Below are 21,113 nucleotides of genomic sequence, written 5' to 3' on the forward strand. Positions count from 1 at the left end.
CTGCCGCTGATCGCCCTGATCGCCAGCCGCTATGGCTGGCGGGCGGTGTATGGCGGTATCGGCGCGGTCGGCTGCATCAGTTTCCTGCTGCTGGCGTGGCGCCTGCCGGGCGGACTGACCGGCACACCGGTGGATCTGAAGACATGGGTCGATGTCGGACGTAACCGGTTGATCATGTTGTTGCTGCTGATCACGATGCTGCAAATGTCCGGTCAGTTCGTGGTCTTCACCTTCATGGGGCCGTTGCTGACCAGCTTGACGCAGGCCGATGCGGACGACATCGGGCTGGTGTTCCTGCTCTACGGCGTGTTCGGCTTCATCGGAATCGCGGTCGCCACCCGCATCGTCGATTCCTGGGGGGCCTACAAGTCTTCGCTGCTGTTCGCCGCCCTGATACTGACGGGGATGACCGGATGGGCGCTCAGCGCCGGCATCTATCCGCTGATGGCCTGCTCGGTCGCGATCTGGGGCCTGGGCTTCGCCTCCACCAACTCGATGCAGCAGGTGCGGCTTGTCAGCGCCGCGCCGACGCTGGCCTCGGCGTCGGTGTCGCTCAATACCTCGGTGCTGTACGTTGGACAGGCGGTCGGTTCTGCGATTGGCGGCGTGCTTTATGCCGGTGGCTGGCTCTGCGGTTCCGGCTATGTGGCGGCGGGCTTTGTCATGCTGGCGCTGGTGACGCTGGTGCTGACCAGGCCACTAGATGCGAAGAGAAAGTAAGCGGCGAGTTCCACGAGCCGGTATCGTGACAAGGCCCCTCCTTCATGCTTTTGTCGCTCCGGGAATTGGGAAGGGGCGATCGTGGGGAACTGGAAGATCGCGGCGCGTGCCGCGTTGGCATTTCTTGCGTTTGGCGGCATCACCCTGGCGGCGGCCGATCAGGTCACGGCCAAACAGCGCTCCACCGGCTGCAAGGTCGGTACGATCAAGAGCGTCAGCGAACTGGACGACCGGGTCGCGGCCTGCACCCTTGCGATCGATACCAGTCGGTCGCCTGCGCAACTGGCGCTGGCGCTGTCCTATCGCGCCCAAGCCCTTCTGAACCAGAATAAATGCGACCTCGCGATCGAGGATCTGAATCGGGCGAGGGACGTCTCGCCGTCGAAAAAGAATTCGGCCTATTACGACCTGCATCTGTGGCTCTCTTTTTACTGGCAGAACTGCAAAGGCGATTTCGACCGCGGCATCGCCGTGCTGAACGAGGCCGCCGCGATCCTGCCGCGCGATCCCGCGGTCTACAACCAGCGCGCCAATATGTATCGCGACAAGGGCGACTTCGGCGCGGCCATCGCCGACATCAACCGGTCGATCGCGCTGATCAACAACGACCCCTACCGGGCGTCGGCCTACAACAACCGCGCGCTGATCCTGAAATCGATGGGCGAGTACGAGAAGTCGGCGGCCGATTTCAGCGTCGCGATCAAGCTCGCTCCGAAGAATGCCAAATACCACGCCAATCGCGGCGACGCCTGGCGGCTCACCGGCAATCTGGAACGGGCGCTGCAGGATCAGAATCGCGCCATCGAGCTCTATGCCGGCGGCCCCGGCGTCGCCCTCGGCCTGACGCTGCGCGGCGAGACGCTGCGCTACATGGGCGACTACGACAGCGCGCTGTCCAATTTCAACCAGGCCATCCGTTTCGAGTCCGATTTTGCGCCGGCTTACGCAGGCCTTGGCCTGACGTTCGAGCGCATGGGCGATTTCGAGCGCGCCAAGTCCGAGTTCCGCACCGCGCTGTCGGTCAGCGAAAATTCCGGACGCGGCGATATCTCCAAATCAGCCCGGGAGACTGCGGAAGCGCGGCTCGCAGCGCTGACGTCGGGTGCGCCGCAGCCGAAGATCCTGCCCGTACCCAGCAGGGCATCGTCCGCGACTTCGGTGCCGACGCTTGCGGTCGCAGCACCCGTGGTCGCGCCCGCCGTGGCGAAGGCGACCGCGGCGAAGCAGGGCCGCCGCGCGGCGCTTATCATCGGCAACTCCGCGTACAAGTCGGTTGCCGTCCTCGAAAATCCGCGCCGCGACGCGCAAAAAATGGCGGCGGCATTGCGCGCCGTCGGCTTTGACGACGTGACGATGGCGGTCGACGTCTCGCGCGACAAGATGATCGAGGCGCTGCGTACCTTCGCCGCCGCGGCCGACAAAGCGGACTGGGCGGTGGTGTATTATGCGGGTCACGGCATCGAGGTGAACGGCGTCAATTACCTGATCCCGGTGGACGCCAAACTCGCCTCGGACCGCGACGTGCTGTTCGAAGCCATGCCGCTGGATCAGGTGATGGCGGCGATCGACGGGGCGAAGAAGCTGAAGCTCGTCGTGCTCGATGCCTGCCGCGACAACCCGTTTGCGAGTGCCATAGCGTCCGCATCGCCGGCGCCTGTTGCGGTCAGCCAATCGGCCGATAGCACGAGGAGTACAAGAACGAGGTCGCTCGGCAAGGGCCTTGGCGAGCTGAAAGTGCACGGCGCCTCGCTGGTGGTTTATGCCGCCAAGCATGGCCAGACTGCGCTCGATGGCGAGGGTGAAAATTCACCCTTCGCGGTCGCGGTGGTGCAGCGGATCGCAACCCCGGGGGTGGAGATCAACAAGCTGTTTCGCCTGGTCCGCGACGACGTGATGGAGGCCACGGCCGGGCGGCAGGAGCCGTACACCTACGGCTCGTTGCCCGGGCGCGAGGATTTTTTCTTTGTGAACAAGTGAGAACAATGTTCGCCAATAAGCCTCAATCCCAACGAAAATCCTGAGGGAAATTCCAAGGAATTTTGCCAAAGGATAATTTGCTGCGGGATATTTTACCGATACCAGTCTGGACATCGAACCTGGGTATTGCCTATGTCATCAGGGCAAAAGGGGTGAAGTGACATGAGAAAAGTTTTCGCGCTGGTTCTGGTGCTTTGTTCGCCCGCAGCCTTTGCGCAAGACAAGCCGCCGCCGACAGTCGGCGGCAAGCCGCTGGTCCAGATCAAGCCGAAGGACGCACCGAAGGAGCCGAAGGCAAAGCCGCAATCGGTCGCGGTGAGAATGCTGGCTTGTCTCGAAATCGACGATGAAACCAAGGAGCGGCTGAATTGCTTCGATGCCATCTTCCCGCCGAAGCCGAAGGCCAGGGTGCCTGCTCCCAAAGCCGTCACCGATTGCACGGCCTTCAAGGAAGAGGACGGCCGGCTGAAATGCTTCAACAGCTTCGCAGAGAAGCTTCCCAAGCCTGCCAAGCCGCCGGAACCGGCGGCGCGCTAGGCGATCCGACGGCGCGGGACGAAAGTCTCGCGCCGATCAGCGCCCTGCTGATGATGGCGCGCCTGCCGCCACCCGCGTCAGTGCGGGGGTTGCCGCCATCTTGACCAGCACGTCCTTGACCGGGTGGTCGGTCCAGGCGCGGGTGACGTAATCGCGGTGTGTCACGCCCTCGGGCGTCTCGAGGAACACCACGCTGCCGGGCCGCAGCGGTCCATCCATATTCTCCGATATCGCGATGTCCTTTTCCTTCAACATCGCGATCAGAGCCTGTTCGTGCCGCCGGGTGGAACGGGTATAGGCGCTGACAAAGAAGCCGGTGCGGTTGTTGACGATCCAGGATGCAAATTTGTCGAGCTCGCCATACACCGCATCGAGCAGGAACACGCCGCGCACGCGATTGCCGAGGCCGCCGACCTCGAGGCTCCAGGCCGCCGGCATGAAGCCACCGCTGTAGCCGACGATGATGACCGGCATATTGGCGAAGGTCCTGGCGGCACGGGGGTCGCCGTAGAGCCGGGCGAGGTGATCGGCCGACTCCGCGACAAAGCGCTTGAGGCCGCCGGGCTGCCAGAACTTGCCGGCGCTGGAATCGGCGGCGTCGACGGCGAGCTGCGGCGCCAGCAGGACGGCATTGACACCGGAGTCCGAAATCTGCTGCGGCACCAACTGGCGGTCGCGCACGTCGCGTTCCAGCGTCGCGCCGTTGCCGTGGAAGAACACCACGATGACGCCGGGCTTTTTGGCGTCGAATTTCTCCGGCACATGCATCAGCACGCGGTTGTCGTTGTAGGTTTCGTCCTGCCAGTAGACCCGGCCGCCATAGCTGCGATGGCCGCGCCGCTCGCCCTTGGAAATGTTCAGGAACGGCTCGTCGGTGCGCGGATGGTTGCCGAGATAGGGAAAGGCCGAGGATTTCAGGCCGACCAGCATGGTTTGCTCTTCCCGGGCCGGACGCTCAAACGGCACCGTGGGCGCCAGCGACGCCACGCGATACGGCGCGGGCGCCGCCTGTACGCTGCGTTCGCGCGGTGCGCCGGACGGTTGCCGCGACGCCAGGTTCTCGCTGGTCTCCGGGAAGCGATCCCGAAACGTCGGCGCCGGAAACCGGTCTTCGAAAGTATCCGCCGCCGAGGCATGGGCGTTGGCGGCGAGCATGCCGGCGCTCGGCGCCTTGCCGCACTGGACCAGTACGAATGACAGCGGCACAAAGGCAAGAAGGAGGGCGATCCAGCGCCATCGATACGAACCGGCGCGATGATGTCGAGCGGGGATCTGCAGATACTGCGACGCATCAGGTGAAATCACGCTATGTGAAATCACTCGGCCTGCGCGATCATGCTGCTTCAGATCCGCCCCGACCATCCACCCACTTGCCCCAATATCCGCCTGTCTTTGACGTATGCCAGCTCGCGTTGAGGTGACGTTAAGCTTCCGGGAAATCTCCCCATCCCCGGATGCCCCAAAGAACACGAAATCGTGTCGCGATTGTGGGGCCGCCATCTTCTTTGCGCAATGTCGCGGGCTGCGGAAGCATCGTGAAGCCTTCCGTAGGTATCTTGATACCAAATCCAGCCCGTGATTTAAATCATTGTTAACACTGCTTGAATTGACGGGGGGCAGCCTGCACGATGACAAATCAGGGGCGGCTGGGCTGAGGGCGTGGACCGAGATGGCGGCATCAGAGACGGGAAGCGCGGCATTGACCGGTCGAGTACCCGCTGGCGGTTCGAGCGTTTCGGTCCTTGTGGCGACCGCCATCGTGGTGGCCGACATGGTCGGCGTCGGGGTATTCACCAGCCTCGGCTTTCAGGTCAAGGACATCCCGTCGGGCTTTTCGATCCTGCTGCTTTGGGTGGTCGGCGGTGTCGTCGCGCTGTGCGGGGTGTTCGCCTACAGCGAACTCGGCGCGATGTTTCCGCGCTCGAGCGGTGAATACAATTTCCTGACCCGGGCGTACCACCCGGCCTTTGGATTTGTCGCGGGCTGGGTGTCGGCGACGATCGGTTTCGCGGCCCCCGTGGCGCTGGCCGCGATGGCGTTCGGCGAATACGGCAAATCGGTCCTGCCGGACGCCCCGCCGCTGGCGCTCGCCCTCGGCGTGGTCTGGCTGGTGTCGCTGGTGCAACTCGCCGGGCTCAGGCACTCCAGCACCTTTCAACTGATCGCGACCATCCTGAAAGTGCTGCTGATCGTGGCGTTCCTGGTGGCGGGATTTGCCATCGGTACGCCGCAGCCGGTCACGTTCACCCCCTCGGTGTCCGACTTCGGCTATATCGCCAGCGCGCCGTTCGCGATCGGGCTCGTGTTCGTGATGTATTCGTTCTCGGGCTGGAACGCCGCGACCTACATCATCGGTGAGATGCGCGACCCCGAGCGGAACCTGCCGCGGGCGATGCTTGCGGGAACGTTGATCGTGCTCGTGCTGTACGTCGCGCTGAACGCGGTGTTCCTCTACACCGCGCCATCTGGCGAACTGGCCGGGCAACTCGATGTCGCCCGCATCTCCGGCACCCACATCTTCGGCGAGTTCGGCGGCCGTATCGTCGGCGCCATGATCTGCTTCGGGCTGATATCCTCGATCAGCGCGATGATGTGGATCGGCCCGCGCGTGATGATGACCATGGGCGAGGACATTCCGTCGCTTCGGGTGTTCGCGCGCAAATCGCCCCGGGGCGCGCCGGCCTACGCCATCCTGTTGCAACTCGCGATCGCCAGCCTGATGCTGTTCACCCGCAGCTTCGAGAAGGTGCTCGACTTCATCCAGTTCAGCCTGCTGTTCTGCTCGTTCTTCACCGTGCTCGGCGTCATCAAGCTGCGCATCACCCGGCCCGATTTGCCGCGGCCCTACCGGGCCTGGGGATACCCGGTCACCCCCTTGGTTTTCCTGCTCGTGACCGGCTTCATGATGTACTATCTCTTGACGGAACGGCCGGTGCAATCGTTCCTGGGTGTCTTGATCATGATTTCGGGCCTGGTGATTTACGCTGTTTTTCGCAAGCGGGCCGGTCGAGGCGCCGCGTCCCCGAATCGCGAATAGCGATGCTGCAGCCCGTGAAAATGGCGGCGCTGGCTGCCGTCATGTTGCTCGCCGCAGCGCTGCCGGCGCGCGCCGCCGATACCGTCACCGCCGATGACACCGCGCGTTTCCTCGCGGGCATGGCGCCTTCAGCGGACTCGCCGCTGACGCCGTTGACGAAGGACCCTTCGTGGCAACGGCACGCCAAATTCTTCGATAACGCGTTCGGGCAGCTCGAGCAGCGCCAGCTTTCGAAAATCCGCAGCTGGACCGAGACCAATCTGGCGGCGCCGCGGCCGACCATGTTCTACATGTTCAGCGGCCCGGACTTCCTCTACGCCGACGTGTTCTATTCCAAGGCTTCGACCTATGTGCTGAGCGCGCTGGAGCCGGTCGGCTCGGTGCCTGACCTGACGCGGTTGCCGCCGGGCGGCGTCGGGGCCGCGCTCCACAGCGTCGAGCGCTCGCTCGGCTCGATCCTGAGCTTCAGCTTCTTCATCACCAAGCAGATGAAGACCGATTTGCAGGCCGGCAAGCTCAACGGCACCTTGCCGATCCTCTATGTCTTCCTGGCGCGGTCGGGAAAAACCATTCGCGATGTCAGTCCGATCGCGCTCGACGACAAGGGGGCGGCGTATTTCGCCAACGAGAATCCGGGCCCCAACGCGACGCGGGGCGTCCGCATCCTGTTCGCCGGCAGCGATGGCGCCGAGAAGACGCTGTATTATTTCTCGACCGACCTTTCCAACAGCGGCGTCAGGGTCTCGGGCTTTCTGAAATTCTGCGCCACGCTGGCGCCCGGCAACAGCCTGCTCAAGAGCGCGTCCTATCTACTGCATTCCGGCAACTTCACCACCGTTCGCGACTTCATCATCGCCAACAGCGCCACGATCATTCAGGACGATTCCGGCGTGCCGCTCGCCTTTTACAATCGGAAGCAATGGCGGTTTTTTCCGTTCGGCCGCTATCTCGGTCCGATCGGCGAATTCCCCGGCCGGGAGCAGCCGGCCTATGCCGAGCTGTTCAGGCGCAGCCAGCCGATCGATTTCGGCATCGGCTATCGCTGGCGCACCCATGAAACCAACCTGCTGCTGTCGGTCAAGCTGCCTTCGGGCGATACAGGCAGCGCCGACGCCGCGCCATCGGCCGAGCCGCCGCCGGCGCCGCCACGCGCCCGGCGAGCGCCGCGGCCGCCGGCCGACGTCGGCGAGCAGCCGCGCGGTTTCCGATGGTTCTCGCGCTAGCCGAAGGGCTTCTTAAGGTGCGTTGACGCCGCGCCAGCGTCCATATCGCCACGGCAGGTACCAGCGCGCGCCCGGCGGCGCCGTCGCCGGCACGTTATCAATGCCCGAGGTTCCCCAGGGTTGGCAGCGCAGCATCCGCGCCAGCGTCATCCAGCCGCCGGCCCACAGCCCGAAACGCTCGATCGCCTCGTCGCCATAGACCGAACAGGTCGGCAGATGGCGGCAGTTGAATCCGACCAGCAGCGAGAATGTATGCCGGTAAATCCAGATCAGCGCCCGGCCGAACTGGCGCGGCAGGCGCTGCACCCTTGCCGCACAGTCCGAACAATCCGCTGAATGCTTCATGGGCGATTGGCTTATCGATGAGCGATGTTTTGCCCGGTTCCCATGCAGGGAACCGGGCCTGGATACCTACGGATTGCAATTGAGTCACACCAGGCAAAATACCGCACCTGATCCGTGGCGGCGCAGCAAATGTTAATAGACGCTTATGTGACGCGCGGTTAACTTTTTCACAACGCCGATGTGACGGAATCATTGGGCGTTAAAGTGGGGCCGTTACCACCGTCCGACAGTGGGCTTTGGGGGAAGGAACCAAATTGAGGCTCGTGAAGTCGCTCCGAATAGGCGGCTGGGCGCTCGCCGCCGCCGCCCTGTGTATCGCACTGCCTGCCATCATGGCCGGCAATGGCGGCCGGGCACATGCCGGAACCAGCCTCGAAGAACGCAAACAGCCGATGAAGTTCAGCTGGGTTGCCTGCGAGCCGAATTGCCGCGGCTGGGTCAGCGCGGTCGGCATCGTCACCGCGACCAGCCCGAAGGATTTCGACGAGTTTGCGCGCGGGCGCCAGCTCGCCGGCGCCACCATCGTGCTGGATTCCAGCGGCGGGTCGGTCAACGATTCCATCGCGCTCGGACGACGCTGGCGCGCGCTCGGTGCGCTGACGACGGTCGGCACCAGCATCCGGACCCGAACCGGGCAGGGCGAGCGCGGCATCGTCATGCCGGAAGCCTATTGCGAATCCATGTGCGTGTTCCTGCTGCTGGCGGGCAAGACGCGCTACGTGCCTGACGCCGCGCATATCAGGGTGCATCAGATCTGGATGGGCGACCGCGCCGACGACGCCAGGGCCGCGAGTTATACCGCGCAGGATCTGATGATCGTGGAACGCGATATCGGCCGTCTCGCCAAATATACCTTCGATATGGGCGGCACCGGCGACCTGCTGTTGCTGTCGCTGAGCGTGCCGCCGTGGGAAGAACTGCACGAATTATCCCGCGACGAATTGCGGCTGACCAATCTCGTCACGACCGACGCGGTTGCCGAGGTTCTGCTTCCGGACCCACGCGCAACGCCGGTGGCCGAGGTGGCGGTTAAGCCGGTGCAGGATCGTTTTGCGAGCGAAACGGTCAGCGCCGAGAAGCCGCAGGTTCCGGCCGCGCCGTCCAGGTCAACCAAGACGGCGGAAGCGGCGGTGCCGACCGGCGGCGTCGTGGCCCCGGTCCCGGCGCAGTAGCGGCGGGACGTCAGGCCCGGCAGCGGCATCCGCCACAGGGTCTCGCCCCCGGCGAGCCCCGATAATTGGCTCCACATTATCCAGCACGCCGCTGTCTCGCTTTCGGTCGGCCGCGAAGTCGCGGATGACATCCCCCTTCGCGGAAGTTCCCCCAGTCGTGGACTCCGGCCCGCGAACACGGTTAAGCTGCAGGAGGTCGCCCTCTCAACTTGGCTGAAAACCATGGATGCATTCGACGAGGAACAGCAGGCGTTCAACAGGAGCCCGCTCGACGACGAGAATCTCCTGAGCGGCCAGTTCTGGGGCGAACTGCGCGTCTTCCTCGCGGTGGCCAAGACCAAATCGTTCAACCGCGCCGCCGAGCTCACCAACACCAGCCAGCCGAGGGTGAGCCGTCAGGTCAAGCGCCTGCAGGATATAGTTGGCTCTCAGCTTTTCATCGCTACAGCCCGTGGGGTCAAGTTGACCCGAAAAGGAGAAGCGCTTGCCCAGGCCCTGTGCCGGCTGGACCACACGCTTTATTCGATCACCAGCGATCTGAAGGCAGAAACCAGCGAGGCGGAAGGCACCGTGAGCGTCAGCATCACGGACGGGCTGAATGCGCTGTTTGCGGCACCGGCTCTCGATCAGTTCTCAGCGCAATATCCAAAAATCCAACTGCATCTGAAGAACCCGATCAACATCATGAGCCTACGGGAAAACCAGACCGACATGATGATCGGGATCAGCCCGGCCGAGTCGTCGGACAGTCGGTGTCGCAAGCTCGGGCAGCTTCATTTCATTCCCGTCGTCGCCAAGGACTACATCCGGAAGCACGGCCTGCCGACGCGCAACAACCTGGAACAGCATGTCTTCCTGCAGTCGGAATACTACCTTGCCAGAACCGGGCTGTGGGACGGGTGGCAGCAGGCCGTGGCGCGCGGACGCATCGCGCACTATTGCGACAATTCCTTCGCTTACGGCATGCTGGTCAAGGCGGGGCAGGGAATTGGAATGCTGGGCAGCTACACGCTGGTGGAGCCGTGCTTCGTGCCGCTGGAAATCGACTTGAGGATTTCGGTTCCTCTTTACCTGATCGTACTCAACGATCGCTTGAACGCCCGGCCGGTTCGACTCGTCTTCGACTGGCTGAGCGAGGTCTTCGGTAACAACAATCCCTGGTTCGGCGACGAGTTCAGATTGAACAATCCGCCGAGTGCGTACGACGCCGGATTCAGGAAGATGTTCAATCTTGAAGGTAATGATGAGACAAATACGTCGCGTTGATCCGTTCTGAGATTTGTAGATAGGTCCTGCCGGCGTCTTGGAACAGTTCTGACAGTTCCAGGTTCACTCCCGCTTTCTCGTCGAAAAGGAGTTTTTCGAACATCGCTTGGTGGATCGCGACCACCTGCTTCATGTAGGTCCGGGAGAAGTCCACGGTGATGCTCGCATTTTACGGGTTCTATGAGGGCTGGTCGTAGCGGGCCAGCAACGAAGGGGCGGGCTCGCCCGATAGCCTCGCAAACATCAAGTCTGTCTAGGCAACCGCCTCGTACTCCGACGGGGCATCCCAGAAGCCCTCGGTCCGGAACAGGACGGCCGTGTCCGTGCTCGCCGAGATTGCGTTGAGTGGAGGAGTGAGTTCTTTGACGAGTTCGAGGTACGGCTCCGGGTGACCGTCGAAGTAGACCGGTGCTTTGCCTTCTGCATTCTTGAATCCGAGGATGATTCGCCACAGCCGCGCATATTTGGGCTGCGCATGGGTGATGACCTTGTCGTATCCCTTGCGGGCGACGTGGTCGAACACGAAATACGCAAATGCTTTCAGGACATGGGTATTGCGATAGGCCTCGCGAAAGGCCGTGCGCTCAAGTTTGGCGAAGTCCTTGAACCATCGAATGCGCAGGGTGCCGACGGGTTCGTCGCCGGCGTAGACGATCATGTGGGTGGCCTGGTAGTCGTTGCCGTCGAACTCGTGCCGCGCCGGGACGCCGTGCTCTTCCATGAAGCAGATGGCGCGGATGGCATAGGCATGCATCAACTGCTCGTATGTCGTCACGACCTCCGTGCGGATTTGATTGTGGCTGGGGACGATGGTCCGCACGTTATTCTGCATAATTCAGACTCCCTACTACCTGACGTAGTATGAAGTAGAACTATCCGGCCCGCGTTGCGGAAGAGGGCAAAACGTGCCGCCGTTCTACGCCAGCGTTGAACCGACCGAGCTTCGCTGTCCCGGAGGCCGCGGCGTATCCGGCGATCGAACCATGGGATTTGTCCCGGAATCCACGATGAAACAGGCGCGGCCCGGAAATTGTCGAGGTTTCAGGCGCGCTGTTCTATCTACAAAACAGCAGAACGTACTGGGGAGTAACATATCTAGAATTGCACTTGGTGAATCATCCTCCCAAGGTAGTGCAATCGTAATGAAGAGAAAAACCCGGCGGCCGAATTCCGCAGATATCCAGATCGGAGAATCGATCCGCGCCCATCGGCTGATCGTGGGCATGTCGCAAAGCGACCTCGGTCGCCGGCTCGGCGTCTCGTTCCAGCAGATACAGAAATATGAGAAAGGCATGAACCGGGTCGGCGCCGGGCGGCTTCCTCAGATAGCCAAGATCTTCGGCATTCCGGTTGGCGCGCTATTCGACGCCAACGCCGTCACCTCCCCCGGCGAGAGTACGCGTCCCGCTCCGGTCAAGCTCATCCCTGACCGCAACACGCTTAAACTGTTGACCGCGTTCGGGGGCATCGCGCACGGCAAGATCCGCCACTCCCTCGTCGACCTGGTCGATGCGATCGCAAAGGCTGCGCCGAAGACGCCCAGATAGCGTGCCAGAGAAGGCGCGGGGCGCCGCCCGGCTGGTCCGTTGGCGGGACTTGACCGACTTCTTCCGGGTCCGCTCAGGCCGAAGCCGGCTGTTTTGCCTTGGCCTCGATCTGGCCGATCGCGTCGACCACGGCATCGAAGGTCAGCATGGTCGAGGCGTGGCGCGCCTTGTACTCGCGCACCGGCTCGAGCAGGGCCATATCGGCCCACTTGCCTTGCGGGGGCCCGCCGTTTTCCTTCAGCATCTTTCGCACGGTCTCGCGCAATTCGCGCAGTTCGCCCGCGGTCGAGCCCACCACGTGGCGCGCCATGATCGAGGATGAGGCCTGGCCGAGCGCGCAGGCCTTCACGTCATGGGCAAAGTCGGTGACGACAGGTCCGTCCATCTTGAGGTCGATCTTGACGGTGGAGCCGCACAGCCTGGAATGCGCCGTGGCGCTGGCGTCGGGGTCGGGAAGGCGGCCGATCCGGGGAATATTGCCCGCGAGTTCGATGATCCGCTTGTTGTAAATGTCGTTCAGCATAGATCTAGGCCCCGGCTTCCCGTGCGACGACCGCCCTTGACTACCCTTGGCGTCAGCACGCTGGGGTCTTATATATGGACGCAGACGGCGGAAATACAGCCCGGCCGATGCGTCCCCGGTGTCCGAATCGAAACCTGTTCGGCGGCGGTGGTGCTAATATAGTGGGATTCAGGCGCCCGGCGGCCAACCGCCCCGTCTGCCCGGTGACACTCCGGTCTTGAGGACCGGTCGAACGGAGTTGACATGGACGCTTTGATCAAATCGCTCCGCCCAGGCAAGCCTTCCGATATCAAGGCTTCCGACGTGAAAAACCCGGAAGTACGCCCTGCCGAGCTCGATCCTGCCGAATTTCTCGCCGCGGCCGTCCGCGCGGACCAGCCGCGTCCGTCGCGCGCCGAAGCCGAAGCGGCGGTGCAGACCCTGCTCGGCTATATCGGCGAAAACACCGGCCGCGAAGGCCTGATCGATACCCCGCGCCGGGTGGTGGAAGCCTATGACGAACTCTATCAAGGCTATCACCAGTGTCCGGCGGAGGTGCTCGACCGCACCTTCGGCGAAACCGCGGGCTATGACGACTTCGTGCTGATCCGCGACATCGAATTCACCTCGCAATGCGAGCATCACATGATGCCGTTCTATGGCAGGGCGCATATCGCCTATACGCCGGTCGAGCGGGTGGTGGGGTTGTCGAAGCTGGCGCGCCTGACCGATATCTTCGCGCGCCGCCTGCAGACCCAGGAGCATCTGACGGCCCAGATTGCCGCCGCGATCGACGAAGTCCTGAAACCCCGCGGCGTTGCAGTGGTGATCGAAGCGGAGCATACCTGCATGTCGGTGCGCGGCGTCGCCAAGCATGGCGCCATGACGTTCACCAGCCGCTATACCGGCATGTTCCGCGACAATCCGGCGGAGCAGGCGCGTTTCATGTCCATGGTGCGAGGGCCGCAGCGCTGACCCCGCCAGATCATCGCGAGAGCGGCCCGTGTCCACATCCGCAGACAGCAGCGACATCGAGGAAGGGCTGAAGTTTCGGCCCAAATTCGATGCGACAGGCCTCGTCACCTGCGTCGCCACCGACGCTGGCAGCGGCGAGGTGCTGATGGTCGCGCACATGAACGACGAAGCCCTGCGCAAGACCATCTCAAGCGGCGAAGCCTGGTACTACAGCCGCTCACGCCAATCGCTGTGGCGAAAGGGCGAAAGCTCCGGTCACACCCAGCGCGTGGTCGAGATGCGGCTGGACTGCGACCAGGACGCGATCTGGATCCGGGTCGAGCAGGCAGGGGCGGCCTGCCACACCGGCCGTCGCTCGTGCTTCTACCGCGCGGTCACATCAGACGACGGCGGAGCGCGATTGTCGTTTGTGGACGCTGACAGGCTGTTCGATCCGGCCAAGGTCTATCGTTAGCTCCCAACAGTCCATTCGACGACATCGAAGATGCCGTCGATGTGAGCGGTTAGCGGCTTTCCGGTTAACCCGCCATTAACCATAACCGCCGCAGGGTTGTATGAGGCCTGAGCGCCGCCTGTCGTGACGAGAGGTCCGGGCGGTCGTTTCGCGAGGAGCGGGGCACCTACAGATGGCGGTCGACACGTCAAGCGCCACGGCAACGGCAGGTGTCGAGCCCTCGCGCGCCCGGATTGCCGGCGCGATCAGGCAGGCCGCCGATACCACCGGCACCAGCTTCGAATACATGCTCGCCACCGCGAAGATGGAATCCAATTTCAATCCGAAGGCCGCCGCCACCACCTCGTCGGCGCGCGGGCTTTACCAGTTCATCGACCAGACCTGGCTCGGCACCGTAAAGGAAGCCGGCAGCCAGCTCGGCTACGGCAAATATGCCGACGCCATCACCCGAAATCCCTCCGGCGGCTATTCCGTCAGCGATCCCGCGGCCCGCACCGCCATCATGAAGTTGCGCAACGATCCCGAGGCCGCCTCGGCAATGGCGGCGGTATTTGCCCAGTCCAACAGCTTCAAGCTCACCGGCAAGATCGGCCGCCGCCCGACCGACGGCGAACTCTATATGGCGCATTTCATGGGCGCCAACGGCGCCGGCAAGCTGATCTCGAACGCCGAAAACAATCCGAACGCCTCCGGCGCGGCGTTGTTTCCCAATGCCGCCGCGGCCAATCGCCCGATCTTCTACGACAAGACAGGCCGCGCGCGCAGCGTCTCCGAAGTCTATTCGGTGCTGAACGCGCGCTATGCCAGCGCCGCCAATTCGCAGGCGACGCGCACCGCGATGGCGTCGGCCGGTGGCGACGCGCCGCGGCGCGTGACGCTGGCCAGCGCCACGCCGGCCACGGCACCGGTGGATAACGCCGCCTATCTCTCCAGTTTTCCGGATTCCCGCGCCGTGACGCCGGCGACCCTGTCGTTCGCATCGGCGCAGACCCATTCGCAGCCGACCGATCCGATCTTTCGCTCCCTGTTCCAGGCCGGCGAGCGCGCGCAACCGCTCTCGCCGGCGGTGCAGGAATTGTGGGGCAATTCCTCGTCGCTGACTTCCGTTGCGTCAGCAACGTCGGTCGCGTCAGCAACGTCGGTCGCGAGCGTGACCGAGATTTCCTCCGCGAGCGCCGCGCAATCTCTATCGGCACGCAAACCGGAAGTCCGGCCGCCCGGTCGGCTCGATCTCTTCAGTGATCGCCTCGGCACCTTCAGCTAGTTTTTCCGTTTCGTGGCCCGGGCGCGATGCAGTGCGCGGCGCTGCTTCGCAGATCCGGGACCTATACTTTTCCTTGATCAATGGACGCCGGATCTGCAGCGCTCCGCCATGACGCGTCGCAGACGCGCGTGAACGTGCTTATGGCGCTGCGCAGCGTCCGGGTAACGATGCCGCCGCAGCAGCCGTCGCTCCCTTAACAAAACGTCAATAATACCAGCCGTTTATGGTGAACCCTTTGTTAAGCGGCGTGGTTTATTTTCTCTTGCAGTGGCATCGCGTCACGGTGTCGTCAAAGGTTGCGTAGGCCTCCAGGGTCATGATCGTTCGGCAGTTCATCAGTTGGATACGTACCGCTCCGGCAGGCGAGCGGGCAGAGGCAACGCGGTCGCTGGCGCGGGCCTGGCTGATTTCGGATTTGTCCGAGGAGGATCGCGCCGCCGCCGAAGGCGCGCTCTTGATGTTGCTCGACGACGCCTCCCCGCTGGTGCGCCAGGCCATGGCCGAGGTGTTTGCGCGCAGCTCCGAGGCGCCCGCCGGCATCGTGCAGGCGCTGTCGCTCGACCAGCCGTCGGTGGCCCTTCCGGTGCTGGAACATTCCCCGCTTCTGATCGACGCCGATCTCGTCGACATCATCGCGACCGGCAATTGCGCCATGCAATGCGCGGTCGCCCGCCGCATCAATCTGCCGCCCTCGGTTTGCGCCGCGATCGCCGAAGTCGGCTCGGCCGCAGCGGCACTCGAACTGATCGAGAACGCCCATGCCGAGCTTGCGGCGTTCTCCTGGGACCGCATCGTCGAACGCCACGGCCATCTCGCCGCGATCCGGGAATCGATGCTGGTGCTGGAGGATTTGCCGGCCGCGACGCGGGTGGCCCTCGTCGCCAAGTTGTCGGACACGCTGGCGCGGTTCGTGGTCGCCCGCAACTGGCTGAGCGCCGACCGGGCAGGGCGGATCGCAAGCGAGGCGCGCGATCGTTCCACCGTCAATATCGCGGCGCGTTCGCGCGGCGACGACATGTGCGGCCTGGTGCGGCATCTGCGCGCCACCGGCCAATTGACCGCAGGACTGATCCTGCGCGCGCTGCTGTCGGGCAATCTCGAACTGTTCGATGCCGCACTGGCGGAATTGTCCGAGCTGCCGCTGGCGCGGGTTTCCGCGCTGCTGCACGACCGCGGTGGCGCCAGCCTGCAGGCGCTGTTGCGCCGCGCCGGCCTGCCGCCATCGACCTTCGCGGCATTCCAGATGGCGCTCGAAGTCTGCCAGGAGACCGGATTCGTCGACAGCATCGGCGGCGCGGCCAGATTGCGGCGCCGCATGGTCGAGCGCGTGCTGACGCATTGCGAAACCGATCCGCAGGCCGCCGAACCGCTGTTGATCCTGCTGCGCCGCTTCGCGACGGAGTCGGCGCGGGAAGAAGCCCGCATGTTCTGCGATGAACTGGTCGCCGACGAGGCGATCGCGCCGCTGCAGCACGAGCTGATCGCGGCGTAGTCGCATCCCCGTCGCTGTCGTCCCTGCGAACGCAGGGATCCATAGCCACCGTTGTTGATTGTTGCAGAAGATATCTCAACTCCGCGCGTTAACTGAGAGTGCGCGGCGTATGGGTCCCTGCGTTCGCAGGGACGACGAGTTGAGAAAGTGCGTTTACCTCACTCCGCCGGAACAATGCTCGGGGCCAGCACCGCTTCGAGATGTTCGGGGCGGTCGCGATTGGCATGCGTGAGAAATACGTCCGCGATGCCGCGCAGCTGCTTGCTCAATTCGCCGGCGGTGGCGGCGGTGTCGAGCCTGGTGCGCTCGCGCACGATGGCCTGGATGGCGTTGATGTGATGTGCGATCAGGTTGGACGGCACCTCGTCGAGATCGGGCGCGTGCTCGATGATACGGCACAGGCTTTCGGCGGCGGCGCCGGCGGAGGGAAATCCGAACGTGGCGGCGTCGCCCTTGATGTCGTGGGCGGCGCGAAACAGCTCTTCGCGCGTGACGTCGGTAAAGCCGTCGCGCAGGATGGCGGCGTGGGCGTCCGACAGCCGGTCGGCTTCGATTACCATCCAGCTCTTGAACTCGCCCGACAGGCCGGCGAGCGCCTTTTCGGCGCGCGCCACCGGATCGTCGAGGTCGCGTTCGGCGACGCGCCGCAGCACGTTTCGCAGGGGATTGGGCTGGGTGATGATGTGGTGGTCGGCGAAGGTCGAGATCTGCACCGTCGCGGACTTGCTTTTCGCCATGATGAATTCCTCGGGCTCTCGCGCTAGACGGTGGACCGCGCCTTGTCGAGCAGCGACGGCTGCTGCATCACTTCGACCTCGCCGCCGACGCGGCGCTCGGGGCCGATATAGGCGTTGGCGGTATTGCGGCGGCGGTCCGGGCCGAAATAGGTCTTGGTCTTGATAAATGGGCGCGGATTGGCGACGACGTTCAGGATGCGCTGGTAGAGGCCCTTGGCCGAGATCGGTTTGGCGAGGAATTCGGTGACGCCGGCGTCGCGCGCCACGGTGACGCGGCGTTTCTCGGAGTGCCCGGTCAGCATGATGATGGGGGCATAGGGGTTGCCCTTGGATTCCGGCTGCCGGATCATCTGCGCCAGTTCGAGGCCGTCGAAAATCGGCATCGACCAGTCGGTGATGACGATGTCGGGAACGTAATGGCTGTACATTTCCAGCGCGGTCGCGCCGTCCTCGGCCTCATAGACTTCGCGGGCGCCGAATGAATGCAGCAGCGTCCGCAGGATGCGGCGCATGTGCGGATTGTCGTCGCAGACGAGAAAGCGCAGCTTGTTGAAGTCGATGCGGAACATGGCGCGGCCCTGAGGGCAGACCGGCAACGGTATACCCGGCGTTAACCATATCGCGGCGCCGGTTAACGAATGGTTGCGATGCCCGCCGGTATCTGCCTCGAGCTCAATAGTTGAACTGCTCGCTCAAAATGCGCTCTTCCAGGCCGTGGCCGGGGTCGAACAGCATCCGCATCGAGATGGTCCTGTCGGACAGCACTTCGACCCGGCGGACGTCGCGCGCCTCGTCGTGGTCGGCCACCGCGGCGACCGGGCGCTTGTCGCCCTCCAGCACCTCGATGACGACATAGGCGGTGTTGGGGAGCAGGGCGCCGCGCCAGCGCCGCGGCCGGAAGGCGCTGATCGGGGTCAGCGCCAGCAGTGCCGCGTTGATCGGCAGGATCGGGCCCTGCGCCGACAGGTTGTAGGCGGTGGATCCGGCCGGCGTCGCCACCATGATGCCGTCGGCGATCAGCTCGGCCATGCGCGGGTGCTCGTCGATCAGGATCCGCAGGCGCGCCGCCTGATGGGTCTGGCGAAACAGCGACACCTCGTTGATGGCGTGATGCAGGTGCACCACGCCGTGCACGTCGGTGGCGCGCATCAGCAGCGGATGGATCACGGTTTCCTTCGCCGCGGCGAGGCGAGCGTGAAGGTCGGCGGTGCTGAATTCGTTCATGAGAAAACCGACGGTGCCGCGATGCATGCCGTAGATCGGTTTGTCCGAGCGCATGTGCCGGTGCAGCGTCTGCAGCATCAAGCCGTCGCCGCCGAGCGCCACCACGATGTCGGCGTCATCGGGGGCGTGATTGCCGTACAGCGCCGTCAGTTGCGCCAGCGCCGCCTGTGCCTCCGCGCCTGGGCTCGCGACGAAGGCGATCCGGTCATATCGCTTGGGGCTGGTCATGGGATTGTCTGGCTCATTTCGGCGCGCCGGTGGGAGCGGGTGCGCTCAGGGTCGTCTATACGACCTTGACCTGACTTGTCGAGACGAGCAGGGGGTGGCGGCGCCACAAATACCGGCAGGCGGCCGCTTGGCGCGACCGCCTGATGTGACTTCCCTTCAACGAGTGCGCCGGGCGAACTCGAAAGCGATCAGAATTTGGCGACGACGGGGCCGGCATTGAAACGGTAGTTCAGACCGATCTTGGTGAGTTGCACGTCGGTGCGCGAGGTCAGCTGCGTGGTGCCATCGCTGGCCAGACTTGTCCGCGTTCCAAAGCCCATGTAATCGTATTCGGCCTTGGCCGACCAATTGGCGTTCAGCGCGAATTCGGCGCCGATGCCGATGGTCCAGCCCACGCGGGTGTTTTCGCTCGAAATGCTGTTGATCAGGGCGCCGGCCTGATTGTTACACGTCCGCGCATTGCCCGGCACGTTGAACGGTCCCACGATGCAATTCGCCGACACGGTCTCGTTGACGAATGCGGCACCACCCTTCACGTAGTAAAGGGTGCGGTCCCAGGCATAGCCCACTCTGGCGGTTGCCGATGCAAGCCAGTTCAGCCGCGTGTTGCAGGTCAGGAAGAACGGGCTGAAGCCGCCGGGGACGCCATTCGCGTCAAGTCCGGTATCGGTGCCGCAGGTCCGGCCGCCCTTGAGATCGGCCCAGCTGGCATCGGCTTCGACGCCGAGCACGAACTTGTTGGCCATCTGGTAATTGTAGCCGATCTGGCCGCCGCCGAGGACGCCGGCAGAACGCGTACCAGCCGTCTGGCCGTAGCCGACGAAGCCGATGTCATCACGCCCATAGCCCGCGCCGCCATGGGCACCGAGATAGAAGCCGGTCCAGTTCACATAGGCGATGGCCGGCGGCAGGGCCTTGACCCGCGTCTTGGTCGGCATGACCGATGCAAGCAATTCGGGGCTGAATTGATAGCGAACGCCGGCGGTGCCCGACCAGCTCTCGATGGTCTCGCCGTTGCGGTAGTCGACACGGGCAAATCCCAGCCAGCCCGTGTTGACGACCTGCCCGGCGATGCCGAGCGAGTATTGGCCATAGGTTCCGACCCTCGACGTCGTGGTCGCCGCGCTAAAGGTGGCGGGGGAGAACCCGCCCGGCACCGGCACACCCGGTCCGAAGAAATTGCAGTTCGCACAGGTCGCGAAGTTCGAGGTGATGTTGCCTCCGAATTCGCGGAACACGCTTGCCGTGAAGAAAGGCGTGAGCGCCAGGTTTCCGGACTGCACGGAAGTCCCGACGCGCACGCTGGCGCGACCGATCTGGCTGGTGACGTCGTTGATCTTCAGGGTGCCGGAGATGTTGGCTCCCTGTCCGACGCCCGGCTGGCCGACCGACGAGAATGAATCAAAACTGGTCCTGGCATAGGTGAAGCCGGCCGAGGGCTCGATGAACCAGTTGTTGGCGATCGCGAAGTTGTAACCGGCGTTGATCGCAAACGACGTGCCGCGGCCGGAGATCGGCTGCGAGAAGAAGCCGGCGCCGGCATTGCTCAGGGCAATATTGTAGAAGTCCTGTTTGAGCAGCGCATCCGCGAAGAACCGGCCGTAGGTGGCAACACCGTAGGTGCCGACAAACGGAATCTGGATGTTGCTGGAAAATCCATTGTTGAGGGAAGTCGAGTTCGACTCCAGATAGCCGGCGGTGGTGCCGAGGTGCAGGTTCCAGCCGTTCCAGTTCAGCCGCGCGGTGTCGGCGCCGATCTGGAAGCCGGCATAGTTTTCACGGATCTGGTTGTTGCAGTTGACCGTCGTGGTTTGATCGAGCGTGGCGGGCGGCGACTGGTTGAGGGTCTGCGTGGTCGAGGTGCTCGAAACGGTGGCCTGGCCACCGGTGGCGCGTCCCCAGATTCCGCCACCCGGGGAATTCGGCGGAGGATTGCCGGGAGCGGACACGAAGGCGCTGCCCTGTCCCGCCTGGAAAACCGTATTGGCGTTGCTGGTCGCCGCCGAAATCTGCGCGGACAAGGAGCTGGCGAACTGACCGAGGATGCCGGCTCCGGGTCCCGTCGTTCCGGGCGGGACGCCGATTCCGGCCGGCCCCGCGATATTGGTCACGTTGCAGTTCTGCGCCTGCGCGGCCGTCGACGACAGCATGATGGCAAATGCGACACCGGCAAAAAACCTGATCGTGTTGCCGGGACGCATGCGCAATTTTGCAATGCGAGAAGCAGACATTCGAATCCCCAGTCCGGAAAAAAGATGGAATCAACGCAAAATACGCGACCGTAGATCAAAATCTAGAACAGCAATTTGCGGTCCGAAAGCGCAACAAGGCGACGGTGAGGGAGTTGGGCTGTGAATTTCGTGCCATGTAACATTGCGGCCACAGGCGCAGACCCCGCTACCTGCAAACCACC

The 21,113-nt window shown here is 63.7% G+C and carries 20 protein-coding genes; 12 read left to right on the forward strand and 8 right to left on the reverse strand.

Annotation, left to right across the window (positions count from 1 at the left end; translation table 11 throughout):
* From Q8N40_RS23655 to Q8N40_RS23665, 3 genes are all read left to right on the forward strand, one after another.
* A partial coding sequence (locus Q8N40_RS23655) for an MFS transporter (protein ID WP_305713516.1) occupies window positions 1–720 on the forward strand: 720 nt, incomplete at its 5' end.
* Between the two features lie 81 nt (window positions 721–801).
* Window positions 802–2,697: a caspase family protein gene (locus Q8N40_RS23660; protein WP_305713517.1), complete on the forward strand. Its 1,896-nt coding sequence runs from the start codon at window positions 802–804 to the stop codon at window positions 2,695–2,697.
* Between the two features lie 162 nt (window positions 2,698–2,859).
* Window positions 2,860–3,234, forward strand: a complete 375-nt coding sequence (locus Q8N40_RS23665) for a hypothetical protein (RefSeq protein ID WP_305713518.1) — start codon at window positions 2,860–2,862, stop codon at window positions 3,232–3,234.
* A 36-nt stretch (window positions 3,235–3,270) separates the two neighbouring features.
* Here the strand turns inward: Q8N40_RS23665 and Q8N40_RS23670 are convergent, their stop codons facing one another.
* The gene (locus Q8N40_RS23670; RefSeq protein ID WP_371135799.1) at window positions 3,271–4,461 is read right to left on the reverse strand and encodes an alpha/beta hydrolase; all 1,191 of its coding nucleotides are present in this window, start codon (window positions 4,459–4,461) and stop codon (window positions 3,271–3,273) included.
* Between the two features lie 442 nt (window positions 4,462–4,903).
* Between Q8N40_RS23670 and Q8N40_RS23675 the strand changes: the two genes are divergently transcribed.
* Both Q8N40_RS23675 and Q8N40_RS23680 read left to right on the forward strand, forming a co-directional pair.
* Window positions 4,904–6,271: an APC family permease gene (locus Q8N40_RS23675; RefSeq protein WP_305320679.1), complete on the forward strand. Its 1,368-nt coding sequence runs from the start codon at window positions 4,904–4,906 to the stop codon at window positions 6,269–6,271.
* Between the two features lie 2 nt (window positions 6,272–6,273).
* On the forward strand, window positions 6,274–7,494 hold the full coding sequence (locus tag Q8N40_RS23680) for a hypothetical protein (protein WP_305713519.1): 1,221 nt from the start codon (window positions 6,274–6,276) through the stop codon (window positions 7,492–7,494).
* Between the two features lie 12 nt (window positions 7,495–7,506).
* Here the strand turns inward: Q8N40_RS23680 and yidD are convergent, their stop codons facing one another.
* Complete coding sequence (gene yidD, locus Q8N40_RS23685) at window positions 7,507–7,839, reverse strand: membrane protein insertion efficiency factor YidD (RefSeq protein ID WP_305713520.1); 333 nt, start codon at window positions 7,837–7,839, stop codon at window positions 7,507–7,509.
* Window positions 7,840–8,093: 254 nt separating this feature from the next.
* Here yidD and Q8N40_RS23690 point away from each other — a divergent pair, with 254 nt between their 5' ends.
* Together Q8N40_RS23690 and Q8N40_RS23695 are read left to right on the forward strand one after the other, a co-directional pair.
* Window positions 8,094–9,011 (forward strand): hypothetical protein, encoded by a 918-nt coding sequence (locus Q8N40_RS23690; RefSeq protein ID WP_305713521.1) that lies wholly within the window; start codon window positions 8,094–8,096, stop codon window positions 9,009–9,011.
* A 222-nt stretch (window positions 9,012–9,233) separates the two neighbouring features.
* Window positions 9,234–10,277, forward strand: coding sequence for a LysR family transcriptional regulator (locus Q8N40_RS23695; RefSeq protein WP_305713522.1), 1,044 nt, complete (start codon window positions 9,234–9,236; stop codon window positions 10,275–10,277).
* A 253-nt stretch (window positions 10,278–10,530) separates the two neighbouring features.
* On the opposite strand, the gene Q8N40_RS23700 is transcribed toward Q8N40_RS23695, so the two are convergent.
* Complete coding sequence (locus Q8N40_RS23700) at window positions 10,531–11,109, reverse strand: GNAT family N-acetyltransferase (RefSeq protein WP_305713523.1); 579 nt, start codon at window positions 11,107–11,109, stop codon at window positions 10,531–10,533.
* 73 nt (window positions 11,110–11,182) lie between these two features.
* Here Q8N40_RS23700 and Q8N40_RS23705 point away from each other — a divergent pair, with 73 nt between their 5' ends.
* A complete protein-coding gene (locus Q8N40_RS23705) occupies window positions 11,183–11,824 on the forward strand; it encodes a helix-turn-helix domain-containing protein (RefSeq protein WP_305321124.1) in 642 nt (213 codons plus the stop codon).
* 73 nt (window positions 11,825–11,897) lie between these two features.
* Here Q8N40_RS23705 and Q8N40_RS23710 read toward each other — a convergent pair whose 3' ends face one another.
* A complete protein-coding gene (locus tag Q8N40_RS23710) occupies window positions 11,898–12,347 on the reverse strand; it encodes an iron-sulfur cluster assembly scaffold protein (RefSeq protein ID WP_305321125.1) in 450 nt (149 codons plus the stop codon).
* A gap of 243 nt (window positions 12,348–12,590) precedes the next feature.
* Between Q8N40_RS23710 and folE the strand changes: the two genes are divergently transcribed.
* The 4 genes from folE (at window position 12,591) to Q8N40_RS23730 (ending at window position 16,511) form a co-directional block, all read left to right on the forward strand.
* A complete protein-coding gene (folE, locus tag Q8N40_RS23715; protein ID WP_305321126.1) occupies window positions 12,591–13,301 on the forward strand; it encodes a GTP cyclohydrolase I FolE in 711 nt (236 codons plus the stop codon).
* Window positions 13,302–13,329: 28 nt separating this feature from the next.
* On the forward strand, window positions 13,330–13,755 hold the full coding sequence (gene hisI / locus Q8N40_RS23720) for a phosphoribosyl-AMP cyclohydrolase (protein ID WP_305321127.1): 426 nt from the start codon (window positions 13,330–13,332) through the stop codon (window positions 13,753–13,755).
* A 172-nt stretch (window positions 13,756–13,927) separates the two neighbouring features.
* Window positions 13,928–15,019 carry a transglycosylase SLT domain-containing protein gene (locus Q8N40_RS23725; RefSeq protein ID WP_305713524.1) on the forward strand — a complete coding sequence of 364 codons (1,092 nt, stop codon included), beginning with the start codon at window positions 13,928–13,930 and terminating at the stop codon, window positions 15,017–15,019.
* A 316-nt stretch (window positions 15,020–15,335) separates the two neighbouring features.
* Entirely contained in the window at window positions 15,336–16,511 is a 1,176-nt protein-coding gene (locus Q8N40_RS23730) for a DUF2336 domain-containing protein (RefSeq protein WP_305321129.1), read from the forward strand.
* A gap of 158 nt (window positions 16,512–16,669) precedes the next feature.
* Here Q8N40_RS23730 and Q8N40_RS23735 read toward each other — a convergent pair whose 3' ends face one another.
* The 4 genes from Q8N40_RS23735 to Q8N40_RS23750 all read right to left on the reverse strand — a co-directional run bounded on the left by Q8N40_RS23735 (window position 16,670) and on the right by Q8N40_RS23750 (window position 20,931).
* The gene (locus Q8N40_RS23735; RefSeq protein ID WP_305713525.1) at window positions 16,670–17,248 is read right to left on the reverse strand and encodes an Hpt domain-containing protein; all 579 of its coding nucleotides are present in this window, start codon (window positions 17,246–17,248) and stop codon (window positions 16,670–16,672) included.
* A gap of 23 nt (window positions 17,249–17,271) precedes the next feature.
* Window positions 17,272–17,817 carry a response regulator gene (locus Q8N40_RS23740; RefSeq protein ID WP_305320573.1) on the reverse strand — a complete coding sequence of 182 codons (546 nt, stop codon included), beginning with the start codon at window positions 17,815–17,817 and terminating at the stop codon, window positions 17,272–17,274.
* A gap of 103 nt (window positions 17,818–17,920) precedes the next feature.
* A complete protein-coding gene (locus Q8N40_RS23745) occupies window positions 17,921–18,700 on the reverse strand; it encodes an NAD kinase (protein WP_305320572.1) in 780 nt (259 codons plus the stop codon).
* Between the two features lie 188 nt (window positions 18,701–18,888).
* Window positions 18,889–20,931, reverse strand: a complete 2,043-nt coding sequence (locus tag Q8N40_RS23750) for an autotransporter domain-containing protein (protein WP_305320571.1) — start codon at window positions 20,929–20,931, stop codon at window positions 18,889–18,891.
* Window positions 20,932–21,113: the final 182 nt, after the last annotated feature.

Origin of the sequence: Bradyrhizobium sp. (genome assembly GCF_030693485.1) — a bacterium.
Lineage (GTDB): Bacteria > Pseudomonadota > Alphaproteobacteria > Rhizobiales > Xanthobacteraceae > Bradyrhizobium.